The sequence below is a fragment of the Microcoleus sp. D2_18a_B4 genome, from assembly GCF_036702475.1.
Taxonomy (GTDB): domain Bacteria; phylum Cyanobacteriota; class Cyanobacteriia; order Cyanobacteriales; family Microcoleaceae; genus Microcoleus.
The window spans coordinates 106,266-122,362 of sequence record NZ_JAUBTL010000007.1 but is presented as its reverse complement, the minus strand read 5'-3'; the positions used below and the strand labels follow the sequence as shown (position 1 = coordinate 122,362).

Annotated in this window: 17 protein-coding genes; 10 read left to right on the top strand and 7 right to left on the bottom strand. The window is 47.2% G+C overall.

Features of this window, described 5'->3' with window-relative positions:
- Positions 1-58 precede the first annotated feature (58 nt).
- A complete protein-coding gene (locus tag QUB04_RS06645; protein ID WP_333282464.1) occupies positions 59-829 on the top strand; it encodes a tetratricopeptide repeat protein in 771 nt (256 codons plus the stop codon).
- A gap of 96 nt (positions 830-925) precedes the next feature.
- On the opposite strand, the gene aroB is transcribed toward QUB04_RS06645, so the two are convergent.
- Positions 926-2,020 (bottom strand): 3-dehydroquinate synthase, encoded by a 1,095-nt coding sequence (gene aroB, locus QUB04_RS06640; protein ID WP_333139214.1) that lies wholly within the window; start codon positions 2,018-2,020, stop codon positions 926-928.
- A gap of 517 nt (positions 2,021-2,537) precedes the next feature.
- Here aroB and petL point away from each other — a divergent pair.
- Complete coding sequence (petL, locus tag QUB04_RS06635) at positions 2,538-2,639, top strand: cytochrome b6-f complex subunit PetL (protein ID WP_333102550.1); 102 nt, start codon at positions 2,538-2,540, stop codon at positions 2,637-2,639.
- Positions 2,640-2,926: 287 nt separating this feature from the next.
- Here the strand turns inward: petL and QUB04_RS06630 are convergent, their stop codons facing one another.
- The 4 genes from QUB04_RS06630 to QUB04_RS06615 all read right to left on the bottom strand — a co-directional run bounded on the left by QUB04_RS06630 (position 2,927) and on the right by QUB04_RS06615 (position 5,643).
- Positions 2,927-3,964, bottom strand: a complete 1,038-nt coding sequence (locus QUB04_RS06630; RefSeq protein ID WP_333282462.1) for an RRXRR domain-containing protein — start codon at positions 3,962-3,964, stop codon at positions 2,927-2,929.
- Positions 3,965-4,164: 200 nt separating this feature from the next.
- Positions 4,165-4,425, bottom strand: coding sequence for an HNH endonuclease (locus QUB04_RS06625; RefSeq protein WP_333282458.1), 261 nt, complete (start codon positions 4,423-4,425; stop codon positions 4,165-4,167).
- Between the two features lie 29 nt (positions 4,426-4,454).
- Positions 4,455-4,775 (bottom strand): hypothetical protein, encoded by a 321-nt coding sequence (locus QUB04_RS06620; RefSeq protein WP_333282455.1) that lies wholly within the window; start codon positions 4,773-4,775, stop codon positions 4,455-4,457.
- A gap of 634 nt (positions 4,776-5,409) precedes the next feature.
- Entirely contained in the window at positions 5,410-5,643 is a 234-nt protein-coding gene (locus tag QUB04_RS06615; protein WP_333282452.1) for a hypothetical protein, read from the bottom strand.
- A gap of 133 nt (positions 5,644-5,776) precedes the next feature.
- Here QUB04_RS06615 and QUB04_RS06610 point away from each other — a divergent pair, with 133 nt between their 5' ends.
- Entirely contained in the window at positions 5,777-5,989 is a 213-nt protein-coding gene (locus QUB04_RS06610) for a helix-turn-helix transcriptional regulator (protein WP_333139226.1), read from the top strand.
- 210 nt (positions 5,990-6,199) lie between these two features.
- Here the strand turns inward: QUB04_RS06610 and QUB04_RS06605 are convergent, their stop codons facing one another.
- The gene (locus QUB04_RS06605) at positions 6,200-7,516 is read right to left on the bottom strand and encodes a transposase (RefSeq protein ID WP_333282449.1); all 1,317 of its coding nucleotides are present in this window, start codon (positions 7,514-7,516) and stop codon (positions 6,200-6,202) included.
- A gap of 254 nt (positions 7,517-7,770) precedes the next feature.
- On the opposite strand from QUB04_RS06605, the gene QUB04_RS06600 reads away from it, so the two are divergent.
- The 5 genes from QUB04_RS06600 to QUB04_RS06580 all read left to right on the top strand — a co-directional run bounded on the left by QUB04_RS06600 (position 7,771) and on the right by QUB04_RS06580 (position 12,222).
- Positions 7,771-7,983, top strand: a complete 213-nt coding sequence (locus QUB04_RS06600) for a helix-turn-helix transcriptional regulator (RefSeq protein ID WP_333282446.1) — start codon at positions 7,771-7,773, stop codon at positions 7,981-7,983.
- Between the two features lie 222 nt (positions 7,984-8,205).
- Entirely contained in the window at positions 8,206-8,796 is a 591-nt protein-coding gene (locus QUB04_RS06595) for a chromophore lyase CpcT/CpeT (protein ID WP_333282443.1), read from the top strand.
- A 110-nt stretch (positions 8,797-8,906) separates the two neighbouring features.
- Positions 8,907-10,055, top strand: a complete 1,149-nt coding sequence (locus QUB04_RS06590) for an NAD-dependent epimerase/dehydratase family protein (protein ID WP_333139230.1) — start codon at positions 8,907-8,909, stop codon at positions 10,053-10,055.
- Between the two features lie 377 nt (positions 10,056-10,432).
- Positions 10,433-11,074 (top strand): DUF4291 domain-containing protein, encoded by a 642-nt coding sequence (locus QUB04_RS06585; protein WP_333282440.1) that lies wholly within the window; start codon positions 10,433-10,435, stop codon positions 11,072-11,074.
- 14 nt (positions 11,075-11,088) lie between these two features.
- Entirely contained in the window at positions 11,089-12,222 is a 1,134-nt protein-coding gene (locus QUB04_RS06580) for a glycosyltransferase family 1 protein (RefSeq protein ID WP_333282437.1), read from the top strand.
- A 309-nt stretch (positions 12,223-12,531) separates the two neighbouring features.
- Here the strand turns inward: QUB04_RS06580 and QUB04_RS06575 are convergent, their stop codons facing one another.
- A complete protein-coding gene (locus tag QUB04_RS06575; protein ID WP_333282435.1) occupies positions 12,532-12,900 on the bottom strand; it encodes a hypothetical protein in 369 nt (122 codons plus the stop codon).
- 174 nt (positions 12,901-13,074) lie between these two features.
- Between QUB04_RS06575 and QUB04_RS06570 the strand changes: the two genes are divergently transcribed.
- Both QUB04_RS06570 and QUB04_RS06565 read left to right on the top strand, forming a co-directional pair.
- Entirely contained in the window at positions 13,075-13,290 is a 216-nt protein-coding gene (locus QUB04_RS06570; RefSeq protein WP_333139235.1) for a hypothetical protein, read from the top strand.
- Between the two features lie 14 nt (positions 13,291-13,304).
- Positions 13,305-15,986: a GAF domain-containing protein gene (locus QUB04_RS06565; RefSeq protein ID WP_333282432.1), complete on the top strand. Its 2,682-nt coding sequence runs from the start codon at positions 13,305-13,307 to the stop codon at positions 15,984-15,986.
- The last annotated feature ends 111 nt before the right edge of the window (positions 15,987-16,097 follow it).

Sequence of the window (16,097 nt, the reverse complement as noted above, 5' to 3'; positions counted from 1 at the left end):
CCGACTCTTGCGGCGCTAGTGAAACCCAGGATATCAACAACACGTTTCCACAAAAAACATGAAAAACGATCGAGAGTTTCCCTGGTTCAAACCTTTGAGGTGGATTGCCCCAAGCATTTTGGTGGGTGCAGGAATCTGCAGTGTCGCAGTGGCCAAACCGGCCGGGGCTGAGACAATCGCCCTGCAACTATCGCAAAACTTGCACTCGCAGAACTTGCAACCACCGCGCCGAGGCCCTGCTGTTCGGGAAGTTATGTCCTACGAGATGAAGGGAGACGAACTCAGGATTTGCAAGCAGGAAGGCAACTCCGAGAAGAAGTGCCAAGTTGTAGGTAAAGGCTACACGGTGGGTTTGAGAACTGCCAACGACCTTTACGGTCAAGGAAATGCTGTCAATGCCGAAGCTTTGTACCGCCAACTCATCGCTCGCTATCCCAAAGAAGCGGATGCTTATTACAAGTTGGGAACTATGCTGTCGGGGCAAGGTAAAATGAGCGAGGCGATCGCTCTATTCCAAAAAGCAATTGAAGTCAACCCGAAGCACGCCAAAGCTCACAACGATTTAGGCGTGGCGATGGCAAGTCAGGGGCAGTTGCCGGAGGCAATTGTTCAGTGGAGACAAGCGGTTAAAATTAACGATCGATATCCCGATGCTTTAAACAATTTAGGAGTCGGTTTGTACCAACAAGGAGACAAGGAAAACCAAGCGGAGGCGGTAGCCAGCCTCAAGAAAGCTAAGGAGTTATTTATCAAGCAAGGTAGAACTCAAGCGGCTAACAGAGTAGAGAAAATTTTGGAGGAAATTAATTCGCGATCCAGCGACTCCTAACCTCAACCGCCGATCGCCGATTGAAAGAAAAAACATCTTTGGCGATCGGCGTTAATCAGCATTCAGCGGCGGTTAAACAGCCCCAAAAACCCCAACCTAAAGCATTTCCTTCAAAACTTGTATAATCAAATCCCCATCCACCCGATCGCTCACAGCAGCCTCACCCAAGCGCACCGGCAGCACAAACCGCACCTTGCCATCCTGCACCTTCTTATCGAGTTGCAAAGTATGCAAAATTTCCTCAACATCCACACCAGCCGGCAATTTGGCAGGTAAACCCGCTTTTTCAATTAAAGCAGATTGACGGCGATCGCACTCAGCATCCCACATTCCCAACTCCACAGCCAACCGGCTTGACGCAGCCATGCCGATAGCCACTCCTTCCCCGTGATTGATCACCTTGTAATTGGTCAAACTTTCCACAGCATGACCGATGGTGTGTCCGTAATTCAAAATCGCCCGCAAACCCGATTCCTTCTCGTCTTTGCTTACCACCTCAGCCTTAGCTTGGCAAGACCTGCTCAAAATTTCTGCCAACAAATCCGCCTTCACATAGCGCATTTGATCCAAACGCTTGCAATTCTCCAACTTCCCAAAAAGTTCAGCATCCCAAATCACCCCGTACTTGATGACTTCCGCCATCGCCGAACGAAACTCCCTCGCCGGCAGAGTTTTGAGTACATCCGGGTCAATCAAAACCAAGCGCGGCTGGTGAAAAGCCCCGATTAAATTTTTCCCTAAAGGATGATTTACGCCCGTTTTGCCGCCAATAGAAGCATCAACCATCGCCAGCAACGAAGTCGGAACCTGCACGACATTAATTCCCCGCAGCCAAGTCGCCGCAGCAAAACCCGTCATATCGCCAACCACGCCGCCGCCCAAAGCCACCATTGTCGAGGAACGTTCTAAGCGGTTTTCCAAAGCCGCACCGTAAATTTTCTGCACCGAATTTAAAGTTTTGTACTGTTCTCCCGGTGGTAAAATGCAGCTACTGACTTCCAGACCGGCCGATTCGATGGCCGCTGTTGCTCTTTCGCCGTACTGCCGAAAAATCGACTGATTCGACACCAGCAGCACTTTTTTGCCCAAACTTAGATCGCCCATCAGACTGCCGAGTTCGTCTAAACCGCCCGATCGCACGCAAACATTGTAAGATTGTGGCCCCAAGTCAACTTTAATTATGGATTGCATATTTATCTAATTTAGATATTAGATTTTAGATTATCAGAAAATTGGGTTGAAAACCCCGTCACTTCGACGGATTAATGTCGATATAGTGTCGCTCTAGTATGGCATACTAGAGATAGCACAGGCTGAAAAACCGCTATCACAAGACAATATAAATCTGGGGTGTCCCCACTTGACAGGATAGGAAGTAGTAATGCGTAGTGGATGGCGATAACCACGATAAACAGAGCTAGGGTAGCCAACGATCACCCGTGAACCAGCAAAATCAAATACTTGATATTCAAGTTGTACCGTAGGGCATACGGAAACAAGGGGAGCAATCCTCTAAAGCTTGCGGAGATAAGCCCGCTGGGACTCCTCTAAATTAGACTCGAAACTTAGTTCTATTGAACGGGTTTTTGGTTTAAGTAGTGCCGAAAGGATAGAGAGTTTTAAGGTGTATCAGTGAACCAAGAATCCCCACCCATTAAGGCTGGGGAGTGTCAAATGTCTTTTTATTCATTGTTTTGGAGAAATGGCAATGACTCTTAGCGGAGCAATAACTTATTTCGGGCTTTTTGGTGGCATGATCGGCTTGGCGACAGTGCTGATGTTTGGTCTGCGGGCTGTCAAACTCATCTAATTTGCTCATTTAGATACTTTTACCAGAGGTTTAAAACCTCTGGTAAAAGTATCGTTTGGGCGAAGTATTTGCGCGAAAAATCTCTAGTTTTATCTGTAGATCGATCGCGCAAGTGATTCATTTCATAAAACTTTTGGCTTGAACGATCGTGCTTAGTCTAATTGACGAGCATCTTCAGCAGGTGGATGCCAACCACCTTCTACCCAAAACCTGCGCGATCGCCGAATCGAATCCTCTTCATCAGAAAAATGGGTTGAAACCCCGTCCTTCTAGGACGGCTTTACAATTTAATTTGTAATGCGCCACGAGTTGTAAGACAAAAATTTACAATCTGCGGGCAATGCGTTTTGAGTTAGACGCTTACCAGTATTCAAACTATGCAAGCTAATTGTTTTTCGACGTGGGTTTTTCTTTGTTGGTGACTCTTGCCAACCCCCGACGTAACAGAACCCATATTTAGGGTGTTTAACGATCGAACCGCGCTTCAACCCCGCGCTTAAAGTGCCACCATACCGAGAGCGGACATGACCAGTAGAATGCTGCAAACGATGGAGTTGTCTGCGATGAAACTCAAGGGGGATTACTTCTATTAGTTTGGTGTTGTCAGGTTGAATATGTCCTCCGATACACCAATTAGCTAATACCCAAGAATCAACACAATGCGCTTCAAACTTGTTTGATAGCTTCTGTTTTGATTTTTTGAGTTTTAGATATTGATCGCCCGTGTTGTAAGTGTCGTTTCCAGATTTAATCTCAAGATGGGCAATCTTTCGGAGTTCAGAGTAGAACCAGTGTTTGCCTACTTCTAAAGGACTAAACGATACATTCCACTTGCGTCCGTTTTTCCTGGTTCGTGCCTTGATGTCCTCTACAACAAAAGCTGATACGGGAAACATAGAGGTTAGCCAGTTAACTATCCTTAATTTCCACTGCCATCTCGCTCTAGTTGATGGGGGAATGCGATTTTTGTTGACTAATCTGTTGGCTCGGTTTTGGCGACACGGCGTGTTACGGAACCGCCTAGCACGTCGCATCTTCCGTCTGACCTCAACATGGTCTTTTACCCAATCAATTGCATGAGTTTGGATGTTTAAGTAAGTCTGCGATTTGGATTTAACGGTAAATCCTTCTCGCTTAGATCCGGGATCGATACCAACCGCTATAGGTTGATAGTTGTGGCTTGAAGGTTCTACGTTAAGTCGGACACAAAACACTCCTTTCCTCCAAAATGGTGTTGCTTTACCTGACTTAATCCAACGCTTAGCGCGGCTTGGGGTAGTCGGCATTAACGGTCTACTTTCACTGCTTACAACGGGTACAAACATTTACGGTAAGTCCTATTTCTAGGTGTATATTTCCCTTCGCCACTGACTGCCAGAGCGGTTAAAAACTAGGGAGGCATTCTTAACGTCTTGCGAGATACCACTCTCAGGCAGTTCAGTATTAATGGCTAGACACTGTTTTAGTCTTGAATTAAGAAGGTGGTAAACCTCCGTCTTTCAAGCCCCACGCCTTTAGGCTGGGGTCAGTGACCATAACGTTCATCATTAAGGTCAAGCCGATTGCAAGTTGCTCGACCTATGGGAGTTTTAGGGACAATATTTAGGCCATCTGCTGTCCAGATAAAATGTTCTGACCACTGCTGCTGACGAGGATTAAATAATAAACATTCTTGCTGAGTTTCCTGGTCAATTCCGTTGGTAAAATTGTAGTGGCGTTCGTTGCAGCGACGGCAAGCTAATGCTAAATTTTCACTGTCATCAGCTCCGCCTAGAGATTTGGGCATGAGATGATCTATGGTAAACCGATCAGGGCTTAGATATTCTGGAGAGTGGCAGTATTCGCAGAGATATTTAGCTCGTTGTCGTATAAATTGTCGAGTGCGATCGGACACCATTTAGCTTGAGTGGAAAGTTGGGCGTTAATCAACGTAAAAATTCGGGATAGTTCGATGATGCCAGCTAATTCTGGAATTTCCTCGACAGTTAACAAATCTAGTCTTTTTCTCTCTAGCAGTTCTTCCATGCGAGATTGAAGATCGTCGGTAAATCTGAATAAGTAAATATTCCCAAATTCTACCATTTTGATGCCTTGGGGCATCAAAGAAGAAGGTTTTACCATTAATTGAGTATTCATCAGAAAAATGGGTAGAAACCCCGTCCTTTTAGGACGGCTTTACATTTTTGATTTACTACCGCCTTGGGACTGGTTAATTTGGTGTACTTTTGTATTGCACTTTCAACGGGACAATTACCGCCTCAAATCTTCCAATCCTGTACGCATAGTATTTTGCTCTTTTCGAGCCTAAGAAAGCGGGGTAAAGTTAGCTTCGCCAAGGTTTAATGAGCTTGTTAGGCCCGTAGCACTGTCGAGCGTGACCTTAAGACTGTTTAACTACCAGCGACAGAGCAGGGAACTAGCTTCGCATTCTCCCGGTGTCGTGACTCAAAAAACGTAGCCAATTAAGACTTAGGCTGGTCAGAACGGCTTGTTAGATTTCTCCTTCAAGCCTCATGCCTTTAGGCTGAGGTTCCTGACAGGAATAACAGATCTCAGATACTCTGGGAATATTGTAGCTTATCCGTTGTTAAGGAATGAGAATTAAATAACTTACAATGCGTGATGGTTCTTGTGGGATGGGCGTCCCGCCCGTCCAGCAATGGCGGGCGGGACACCCCACAAACTTGTGTAAATTATTTAATTCGCGCTCCTAAGTAATTTAAGGAAAGAGCGATCGCACTTGCTATAAAACACGATCGCTCCTAATTAATTACAACATTCGTTCTAATTGAGTCGATCGCACTTGTGCCAATTTCTCAGCCCCTGTCGTATCAAAAACGATCGCGTGTTTAGCCGCCGGTAACAACCGCTGTAAAATCTGTATGTATCCATCAGCATCGCCCCGACGGTGGAACCGAGCAACCACCAATCGCTGCATATTTGGCAATTGCCGCACGATACACCAGGGATGAGTGTTTAATTTGGGCTTGGATGTTGGTATCATAGGGTAATCCTTCCCGCCGAAAGCGGGATTTGGTAGAAAAACGGTCGCCCTTAAGTTTTCGAGGCTAGGAGGGCGATCGTTTTCAGTGTACATAGCTATTGTCGGGTATATATGCACCGATGTCAAGCCAAATATGGGCTACGTTAGACTGCGGATTCGAGAACTAGCTGAGCAAAGAGGTTGGACGTTCAAAGAAGTTGCCGATCGCTCGGGAGTCAACTACAACACAGTAAAAAGCTACGGGAGGCGCGATGCTTTGAATACAGTCGATCTTTCTGCTGTCTACAAAATTGCCCGCGCCTTCGACGTGACGATGGAAGATTTGGTTGAGGTTTTGGAAGATTGAGGGCGCACCAATGGGGCGAGTTCGACTAAAAATTCGAGAGTTGGCAGAAGAAAAGGGCTGGACGCTGCAAGACGTGGCAGATCGCCAAGAGGGTCAATTACAACACGGTTAAAGGGTACGCTAGACGCGATGATGGGATGAGTATGGTCGATCTGAGTGCCGTTCAGAAGATCGCCCTTGCTTTTGATGTCATGAGTCAACTACCCAGCATCAAGCGGAGTACCGCCGGAGATGTGGGCTTGTATCTGAGCTCCACCGCAATTGGGAGAATCTTTGCAGAATCTCAGCTTTAGTTTCACGGCCCGACACATTAGGGGATGCTGACAAGCTCCCCGTACTCGTCCAGTCCTGCCGGACAAGCAACGTTCTCATGGCAATATTTCGCGCACCCACCAAATCAGCATGAAGCTCGTGTCCGCAACATTCACAGCGAAACAATAGCCCTTTTTTTGGTCTATTGCCTGCTGATGTGTGTCCGCAGTTTGGACAGCTTTGCGAAGTATAATGAGCTGGGACTTTAGTAGCTAAAGAGCCGTTCAAATTAGCTTTGTAGTCAATATAGCCGTGCAATTCGGCAAACGACCATTTAGCTTTATTTCGATTAGCTCTTCGCTGTTTCTTGCTAGCCTTTTTACCAGACTTGGACTTAATTCTCTCCCGAACTCCGGTTAGGTTTTCCAGTCCAATCAAAGTATTAGGTTTGGCAATATCCTTGCTAATTTGGTGGTTCACGTCAGCGATAAACCGTCTTTCTCTTCCCGACAAAGCAATTAGTCTGCGCTTTGCCGAACGAGTGTCTTTACGCTGAAGAGTTTGTCTAGCTTTATGATAGCGGTTGGCTTTATGTCTAGCTTCTGAACCTGAGTAGAAATTAGACTTGTTTTGTAAGTCTGTTTCTACGGCTAAGTAGCGCATCCCCACGTCAACGCCAGAAATTATGGTTATTTTCAGTGGGTCGAGTTCAGGGGTTTCTACCTCAATACTTACCATCAAATAGTAAACCTTAGAGGAACGCTGATAGACAATTTTAGCTGCTCCAAACTTGGAACCCTTGGCAATCAAATCCAGATGCTTGTTGTAGCCATCATACGAAACTACTATTCTACCAGCTAGGGTAATAATACTCACCCTCTGCTCGGATTTGAACGAGTAGTCGCGCTGATAATTCAAGGTACAGGTTCGAGAAATATACTTAGGGGGCTGGTCTAGTCCTTTGTACCTTTTCTTGGTGTACCCTTTGGCAATAGCATCGTTAGATTGTTTTACCTTAGTCCAGAGTGTTTTGTAGGTTGCCGACACTTGTCTGGGTACATTGCAAGCCATCTGAGCGCCCAGCCCAAATCGAACACGCAATTCGTTGTAAACAGCCTTTTGCAACTTAGCGCCATTGCTGGTTTTGTTCGCATCAAAAGCAACTCGCGAAGTATGATTCAAGGCATCGCGATAAGCCAAGGTAGTCTGAGACACCAAACCTTTGTGCTCGGCATTCAGGTTGAGTTTTAGCTTGGCGGTGATTATTTGAGGCATTACTTTCACGAACTCTGAGAAAATTCTATCTCGTGAAGATGGCAAAAGCAAGTGGTGTAGCAAAAATTATTTGTTCGCTCATCGACCGCCCCTCACCTTCGGACACATAAAGTCATCGGTTTGGTTCGGGGCGGCTCTCTTCGCTCACGCAAATTCCTCCCGACGCTCACCTGGGTACAGGTAGAGCGCGGGACTCCTTTTGGTTTAGTTGAAGATTTGGTCGAGTTTTTGGAATAGTAAGGGCGATCGCGCTAATGGGATATGTTAGATTGCGGATTCGAGAACTAGCTGAGCAAAGAGGTTGGACGTTCCAAGAAGTTGCCGATCGCTCGGGAGTCAACTACAACACAGTAAAAAGCTACGGGAGGCGCGATGCTTTGAATACAGTCGATCTTTCTGCTGTCTACAAAATTGCCCGCGCCTTCGACGTGACGATGGAAGATTTGGTTGAGGTTTTGGAAGATTGAGGGCGCACCAATGGGGCGAGTTCGACTACAAATTCGAGAGTTGGCAGAAGAAAAGGGCGATCGCGCTAATGGGATACGTTGATTAATGCCGTACTTATCGCCGCAGTTTCTTTACTTGTTCGTAAACCATATAACTACCTTCTATAGCCGATCGCCCGCTATCCCCTAAAATAATTTCTACTCCCTCAATCCAAAATCTCAAATCTCAAATCTAAAATCGAAATGACTCATTCCACCGATATCGTCACCCTCGCCCGCTGGATGGCCGCCGACTTCAGCAACCAAGCCCAAGCCTTTGAAAATCCGCCCTTCTTCGCCCACATCCGCGTCTGCATGAGGCCTTTGCCCCTCGAAGTTCTGGATGGGCTCAGCTTGTACCTAGAACAAGCCTACGATATTGAACTGAATGTACCGTACCGAGTCCGAGTCTTAAAATTAGTCCCGGTGGGCGATCGAATCGACATCGAAAATTATGCCATAGAAAACGAAGAACAATTCTACGGCGCTGCCCGCGACCCGCAACGGCTGCAAGAAATCAAAAAAGCACAACTGACTCTACTTCCCGGCTGCACCTTTATTACGCAGTGGACGGGCCACAGCTTCAAAGGGTCTGTCGAACCCGGAAAAGGCTGCATGGTGGTCAGAAAGGGCAAAAAAACCTATCTAGACAGCGAATTCGAGATTGACCAAGACAAATTTATTAGCCACGATCGCGGACGTGACCCAGAAACCGACGCCCATGTCTGGGGAGCCCAGGCCGGCCCCTTTGAATTCACCCGCCGGGCCAGTTTCGCCGACGAAATTCAGGTTTAATCAAAAAAAACAGACTCCTTCCTAGGCGAACACGCTTGATTAAAGGTTCAGAATGCACCATAACCTGATACATTAACCCAGTATTGGCAAGCAAGATTCACCGTTGATTTATGAAAGTCCTGGTTATTGGTGGCGATGGCTATTGCGGTTGGGCAACCGCACTCTACCTTTCTAACAAGGGTTACGAAGTTGGCATCCTCGACAGCTTCGTGCGGCGGCACTGGGATCTGGAACTGTGCAGCGACACCCTCACTCCCATCGCACCGATTCAGCAAAGACTCCAGCGATGGCAAGATTTAACGGGCAAGTCGATCGACTTGTTCGTCGGTGACATCACCAACTACGATTTTCTCAGCAAAAGCATGAGAAAATTTGCACCAGAGGCGATCGTCCATTTCGGCGAACAGCGTTCGGCACCTTTCTCAATGATCGATCGCGAACACGCAGTCCTCACTCAAGTCAATAACGTCGTCGGGACACTCAACCTGCTGTACGCCATCCGGGAAGACTTCCCCGACTGTCACCTAGTGAAATTGGGGACAATGGGCGAATACGGCACGCCGAATATTGACATTGAAGAAGGCTACATTACGATCGAACACAACGGTCGCAAGGATACACTACCCTATCCCAAACAACCGGGCAGTTTCTACCACCTGTCAAAAGTCCACGACTCCCACAACATCCATTTTGCTTGCAAAATCTGGGGTTTAAGAGCCACCGACTTAAATCAGGGCGTCGTCTACGGCGTGCTCACAGATGAAACCGGCATGGATGAACTGTTGATCAACCGTTTGGACTACGACGGAGTATTCGGTACAGCATTGAACAGATTTTGCATCCAAGCTGCGATCGGTCATCCTCTGACAGTTTACGGCACGGGCGGACAAACCCGCAGCTTCTTAGACATTCGGGATACCGTGCGGTGCGTGGAATTGGCGATCGCCAACCCCGCCGAAGCCGGACAATTCCGCGTCTTCAACCAATTCACCGAACAATTCAGCGTGGGCGACTTAGCCTCCTTGGTGCAAAAAGCAGGCATGGCTATGGGATTAAAAGTAGAAATCAACCACCTCGAAAATCCCAGAGTTGAGAAAGAAGAACATTATTTCAATGCCAAAAACACCAATTTGCTAGACCTCGGTTTGCAACCGCACTATCTCTCAGATTCCCTGCTCGATTCTCTGCTGAATTTTGCTACAAAATATCAGCACCGTGTCGATAAAAACCAGATTTTGCCGAAGGTTTCTTGGAAGTAAGTTCGGGCCTCTCTCTGCGGGGAAAGAGCTTTTTAACGAACCGCGAAGGCGCGAAGGGCGCGAAGTAAGAGAAAAGAAGGGAAGAGAGGAGAAGGGTTCGCAAGTTCTGAATGGAGTTTGCTGTATATTAAGATGATCTCTCTTTTTTCTCTTTTGCTCTGTGTCCTCTGTGTCCTCTGCGGTTAATTAAAAAATTCCATAGCGAAGCCCCATTTGCCTCTGGAACAGAAATATTAATTGCCAGAACAGCAAAGGAAATTCACAGAATTAATTGCTTTGCCGAAGGTGTGGGATTGCTTTGAGGCGGGATAATTGTAGGGATAGGAATTCACGGAGTTTGTATGTTGCCCCCAGAAACATCACGAGAGTAATTAGTTGTGGTGAAGCTGCTAACAGAACCGTACTTAAACCAGGCAAGTAAATGGCCGAAAACAGGTCGTCACATTCTGGCACAATTTGATGAACATACCGTCGTAGTGTACCAAGCCTACCGTCCGGCGATCGGTCATTTTGCAGCGGAAAATGGTTATTTCGGCGGGGAATTCAGCCTGAATCGTATGAGTTGGATTAAGCCAAACTTTCTATGGATGATGTATCGATCGGCATGGGGAACAAAACCCGGACAAGAAGTAATTCTTGCTATTTGGCTGAAGCGATCGGCTTTTGACGAAATTTTAGCATCTGCTGTCCATTCTAATTTCGTTCCAGCAGTGTATGGAAGCGAAAAAGAATGGCAACAAGCTGTTAAAAATTCGGCTGTACGGCTGCAATGGGACCCGGATCATCACCCAAATGGATCGAAAATGGATCGGCGGGCAATTCAACTCGGTTTGCGCGGCAGTGTTTTAGCTAGTTACGCGCGAGAATGGATTGTTAAAATTGAGGATATTTCCCAATTCGTGCAGCAACAGCGTCAATATAACGGAGGCGATAGCACGCAATTACTGACTCCTTGTGAGGCAGTGTATCCTGTCATCGACCCCGACATCTTCCAGAGGCTAGGATTATCGGCTCCCTAAGTAACTTACTATCTATGAAAATTGCTCTTTTCACTGAAACATTTTTGCCGAAAATAGACGGCATTGTAACGCGCCTGATTCACACTGTAGATCACTTGCAGCGATCGGGCGAACAAGTTCTGATATTTTCTCCAGATTACGGGATTAAAGAATACAAAGGCGCACGAGTTTATGGTGTGGAGGGTTTGCCTTTGCCGATGTACCCGGAATTGAAAATGGCACTTCCTTCTCCGGCTGTCGGTCGCCAATTAGAGCAGTTTAAACCTGATATTATTCATGTTGTCAATCCCGCTATTTTGGGATTGGGGGGTATATATTACGGGAAAAAGTTCAACATTCCGATTTTGGCTTCTTACCACACGCATTTGCCCAAATATTTGCACCACTACGGTTTTGGAGTCCTCGAACCTTTATTGTGGGAATTGCTCAAAGGTGCTCACAACCAAGCAGAACTGAATTTATGTACTTCTACAGCAATGGTAGAAGAATTGAGAACCCACGGCATTGAGCGGGTAGATTTGTGGCAGCGGGGTGTAGATACTGAAATGTTTGTCCCGGAATTGGCAAGTCGAGAAATGCGATCGCGCCTTTCTGAAAATAACCCAGACAGTCCCTTGCTGCTGTACGTCGGCCGCCTCGGTGCAGAAAAAGAAATCGAACGCATCAAACCAGTCCTCGCAGCGATTCCCGACGCCCGCCTCGCCCTAGTAGGAGACGGCCCGCATCGGCAAACCCTGGAACAATATTTTGGCGGTACACCCACCAATTTTGTCGGCTACCTCAAGGGGCAAGAACTCGCAAGAGCTTACGCATCGGCCGACGCCTTCATTTTTCCCTCCCGCACCGAAACCCTGGGCTTAGTGCTCCTAGAAGCAATGGCTGCGGGGACGCCTGTAGTGGCGGCGCGCAGCGGCGGAATTCCCGATATCGTCACCGACGGTGTTAACGGATATTTATTTGACCCCGCCGACGAAGAAGGAGCACTCGCCGCCACCAAGCGTCTGTTTGCGAATCCCGAAGAACGGGAAACCCTGCGCCATAACGCTCGCCGAGAAGCCGAACGCTGGGGTTGGGCCGCCGCCGCCGCACAACTGCAGCGGTACTATCAATCCGTGGTGTTTGCCGAGTCTATGCCCAGAGCGGCCTAAATGTCAGGATCTGTAGCACCTTTAAACATCGCCGCCAGCTTAGCTTGGCTGTTCGATCGTCACTTGGTATTGAATAGGGATGTTTTCAAAGACCGATCGAACTTTTTTGCTGCATAAATTACCGTCGTTATCCTGCTGTTTTCGTATAGTAAACGAATTCTTGTAAACTCTTAGAAGATAGCGGTAGACATTGGTAAGCTGTTAGTCATTTAAATTTATTGCCTCAACCCCTTGCAGTATGGGGTCTGGCCCACAAATAGTGCAGTTTGAATGTCGAACAGCTTAGTATGTAATAGGATAGGCTACCGTTTAAAACCAGCGCCGAAGCATCGGACTAAGCGAAAAAGTTTCGTAGTAAGCGTAACGGATCAGCCCCCAAAAGCGTAACGCATTGAATAGCGCTTTCAATATTTTGTTGAAAGCTTTGAGAGATACCTCCCTATTAGGGATCGCTAAAAGCGATGCCTGATCTGCCATACACAGTATATCGAGGCGCAATCCTGGATTTACCGGGTTAAATGTATCTGTTGCGTTTACCATTAAACTATGAGTAAGCTCTGTAGGAATGCCTTGCGCGCTGCTTTCATAGCGCCCTTTACCTGACTGGATACGGTCGCCGAGTGCGCTAAAACAGTCACACCGCGCGCTGTGGCCGAGCACAGGGCGTCCAATCCACATTGCACTCTCGATCGAACTAAAGCCTGTCACCTAATTTTCAGGCCTTCTGTTTTGCGAACTCAAGTTCAGCTTGAATTGACGAACCCTCATCAGTAAGCTGTCGCGCCTTTTAATTGCATATTCAGGGCGGGCGGGACGCCCAACCCCTACTCCCCACAAGAGTTAGATTGTTTTTTGACAGACAATTTAAATGCCGCAACAGCTTATCGAGGTTGGAAAAAAGATCGATCGAGCATACAAAACAAGCAAACTGAAGTTGCGTGCGCCACTTTTGAACTCACGATTCATCAAAACGACAAGCGAGTGCCGATGCGCTGGCAAACAAATTCAAGAGTTTGCACCGCCGCCGAATCTAGCGCCGATCGACCTGCGGTCAGTCTACCCCTCTGAGCAAGCAGTTAATCATGACATTCTCCAATACTGGTAGCGTTCTGGCTACACTGACTCAAGTCAATTTTATGGGGGCATTGACCTCCCGTGTTAAGAGCCTGCCAGTTCCTGAATTAGTGTGCCTGCTGGACTTTATCACGGCTGAATTTCAGCAATTTATCCGGGCGATGGACCTGATTAACAATGAAGCACTCGAAAGTCTCTTAGAGCAACTTTTAGATGCCTTCACTGTCAAAATTGGCCAAATTTTGCAAGCAGACCGGACAACAATTTTTTTGGTTGACTCCAACAAAAATCAACTGTGGCACAAAACACTCGATCCACTGACGGGCGAGGAGGTAGAAGTACGCTTGCCTATGGATGCAGGCATTTTAGGCTACGTAGCAACAACCGGAAAATCTATTAATGTCGCCGAAGCTCGATCGCACGAGTATTTTAATTCCGAAGTAGACGAACCACCGGGCTACCACATCGAGACCATGCTGTGTATGCCAATTTTTAGCAGCAAGAGCCAACAGGAACCCGTGGCGGTGGTCAGACTGTTAAATAAAGCTGGCAAAGTCTCCTTTAGCGAGGAAGACGAACAGCAGTTCCAGGCTTTTGCAGATTCGATCGGGATTATTCTCGAAAGCTGTCAGTCTTTCTACGTCGTGGCCCGCAACCAGCGAGGGGTTGCCGCACTTTTGAGAGCGACCACGACTTTGGGTCAAAGTCTTGACTTGGAAACCACTTTGCGCTCTGTCATGGATCAAGCTCGCGACTTGATGCAGGCCGATCGCAGCACGCTATTTTTGTTAAATCGGGAAACCAACGAACTTTGGACAAAATTAGCTAAGGCTGACGGCACAACGATGATGGAAGTCCGCCTTCCGGCGAATAGGGGAATTGCTGGCTACGTGGCTTCGACTGGTCAACCTCTAAATATTACAGATGCTTACGACGATCCCCGCTTTGACCCTTCTACAGACCAGCAAACGGGATACCGCACTCGGACTGTCTTGTGTATGCCGGTGCATAACGCTAAAGGTGAGCTGATCGGGGTAACTCAGCTAATTAATAAGAACCAAGGTACTTTCACCCCTTCCGACGAAGAGTTTTTGCGAGCGTTTAATTCCCAAGCAGGAATGGCGTTGCAAAATTCTCAACTGTTTCAGAACGTGATGGTGGAAAAGCAGTATCAGAAAGATATGCTGCAAAGTCTTTCTGATGCAGTGATTTCCACTGATTTGAAGGGGCGAGTGGTGACTATCAACGAAGCAGCCCTAGAATTGTTGGGCTGTCCGGTAAATCAAGCTAAAAGCAAACCAAATCCCCAGATTTGGGAAGATAAACTGGTGAATCGCTATGTTTGGGAAGTTGTGCCGATCGAAAATTTGCAATTTCGACTCGAAGACAGTCTCAACAATGCTGCCAGACATTACGTTCCCGAACAAAGTTTAACTGTGGGACTGTTGGTAGAAAAAACGCTCAATTCTCAACAAAAAGAAGAAGAAGAAGAAGAAGAAGAAGAAGAAGAAGAAGAAGAAAGTTATATTTTGGCCGTGCCCGATCGCACTGATCCTAATTTATATTACGCTTGGGGCGAAAACCGCGCGTGGACTGAGGAAGTAGCGCTGGCAGAATTAGCTAATGCCCAATCTCTATTTGCGCTGCGAAATTCTGCCCTGTATCACCCTTATTGTCCGCTGCCCATCCCCGCCGCTCGAATAAAAGTAATTGAACGTAGTTTGAATTTGACTGTCAACCCGCTGCTCAATCCAGAGGGCGGCGTGCGTGGCGGTTTAGTGGTACTCGAAGACATCAGCCACGAAAAGCGGATGAAAAATACGATGTACCGCTACCTGACTCCTGGAGTCGTAGATAAAGTGATGGCCTTGGGTGAAGGCGCCCTGATGGTGGGCGAACGCAAAGAAGTGACTATTTTATTTTCCGACATTCGTGGCTATACCACGCTGACCGAAAATTTGGGAGCGTCCGATGTGGTATCCCTGCTGAACGAATATTTTGAGACGATGGTGGAGGCCGTTTTCCACTACGAAGGCACTTTAGACAAGTTTATCGGCGATGCTTTAATGGCGGTTTTCGGCGCGCCCCTGCCGCTGAATCCTCCGGAAAGTCACGGTTGGATGGCGGTTCAGTCGGCTTTAGATATGCGCCGACGTTTGAAAGAGTTTAATGATTCTCGCCCCGGCGCCGATCCGTTTCGCTTCGGAATTGGGATTAGTTCGGGAGAGGTGGTTTCGGGAAATATTGGTTCCCAAAAGCGAATGGATTACACGGTAATCGGGGATGCGGTGAATTTGAGTTCGCGCTTGGAACAGCTTACAAAGGAGTACGGCTGCGATATAATTTTGAGCGAATTTACATACAGTTTGTGTCGCGAAGGGATTTGGGTGCGAGAGTTGGACAAGGTGCGGGTTAAGGGAAAAAATCAGCCGGTGGGTATTTACGAGTTGCTGCAAAATAGTTCTGAACCCATTGATGGGGAAACCGTTCGGTTTTTGGAACTTTACAGCAACGGTCGGGATGCTTATATTGCTAGAAATTTTCACAAAGCTATTAATTGTTTTGAAGCGGCTTTAGCTATGCGACCGAACGATCGACCTGTGGAAGTTCACCTCGACCGATCCCTGAGCTATTTGGAAGTACCCCCGCCCGATGATTGGGACGGCGTGCATACTATGACAACCAAGTAGTAGATTATATTACATCCGAGTGTTCAAAAGTAAAAAGATTTGATAAACTTTTGATATATTCCTTATGACAGAGTTAAGAAGTGGAAAAATGTGAAAACATAAATCGGATGC